The sequence below is a fragment of the Streptococcus mitis genome (assembly GCF_002096755.1).
Classification (GTDB): Bacteria; Bacillota; Bacilli; order Lactobacillales; family Streptococcaceae; genus Streptococcus; species Streptococcus mitis_AC.
Genome location: NZ_NCVF01000003.1, coordinates 1 through 1,416 on the forward strand (window position 1 = coordinate 1; position 1,416 = coordinate 1,416).

Annotated in this window: 1 protein-coding gene; it reads left to right on the forward strand. The window is 37.2% G+C overall.

Annotated elements, in window-relative coordinates; genetic code table 11:
- Positions 1–125 precede the first annotated feature (125 nt).
- A complete protein-coding gene (locus B7700_RS00030; RefSeq protein ID WP_084886312.1) occupies positions 126–1,382 on the forward strand; it encodes an ISL3 family transposase in 1,257 nt (418 codons plus the stop codon).
- The last annotated feature ends 34 nt before the right edge of the window (positions 1,383–1,416 follow it).

Below are 1,416 nucleotides of genomic sequence, written 5' to 3' on the forward strand. Positions count from 1 at the left end.
TGGCTCTATAATATTTGTAGTGGGTAAATCCTCTGTAGATATTATGGAACCTATTTTTGTGTAGAAAAAAAGTCCCATATGACCTATAATGAAAAGCGACGAAACAACTCATTAGAAAGATTCATATGGAACAATTACATTTTATCACAAAACTACTCGATATCAAAGACCCAAATATCCAATTTATGGATATCATCAATAGAGATACCCACAAGGAAATCATCGCCAAACTGGATTATGAGGCTCCATCTTGCCCTGATTGCAGAAGTCAAATGAAGAAATATGACTTTCAAAAACCGTCGAAAATTCCTTATCTTGAAACGACTGGTATGCCCACTAGAATCCTCCTTAAAAAACGCCGTTTTAAGTGCTACCAGTGCTCGAAAATAGCGGTCGCTGAGACTCCTCTAGTAAAGAAAAATCATCAAATCCCTCGTATTATCAACCAAAAAATTGCGCAAAAGTTAATTGAAAAAACTTCTATGACCGATATTGCCCATCAGCTTTCCATTTCAACTTCAACTGTCATTCGCAAGCTCAATGACTTTCACTTTAAGCATAACTTTAGCCAACTTCCTGAGATTATGTCCTGGGACGAGTATGCCTTTACCAAGGGAAAAATGAGTTTCATTGCACAAGACTTTGATAATCTCAACATTATCACCGTTCTTGAAGGTAGAACACAAGCTATCATCCGAAATCACTTTCTGCGCTACGATAGAGTCGTTCGTTGTCAGGTGAAAATCATTACTATGGATCTGTTTAGTCCTTATTATGACTTAGCTAAACAGCTTTTTCCATGTGCTAAAATCGTTCTAGATCGATTTCACATTGTACAAAATCTCAGCCGTGCTATGAGTCGTGTTCGTGTCCAAATCATGAATCAATTTGAGCGAAAATCTCATGAATATAAGGCTATCAAGCGCTACTGGAAGCTCATCCAGCAAGATAGTCGTAAACTCAGCGATAAGCGATTTTATCGCCCTACTTTTCGTATGCACTTAACGAATAAAGAGATTCTAGACAAGCTTTTGAGCTATTCAGAAGAGTTGAAACACCACTATAATCTCTATCAGCTCTTGCTTTTTCACTTTCAGAACAAGGAACCAGACAATTTTTTCGGACTCATTGAGGACAATCTTAAACAGGTTCATCCTCTTTTTCAGACCGTCTTTAAAACTTTTCTCAAGGATAAAGAGAAGATTGTCAACGCCCTTCAACTACCCTATTCCAACGCCAAATTGGAAGCGACCAATAATCTCATTAAACTCATCAAACGAAATGCCTTTGGTTTTCGGAACTTTGAAAACTTCAAAAAACGGATTTTTATCGCCCTAAATATCAAAAAAGAAAGGACGAAATTTGTCCTTTCTAGATTTTAGCTTTTCTTCAACCCACTACAGTTGACAAAGAGCC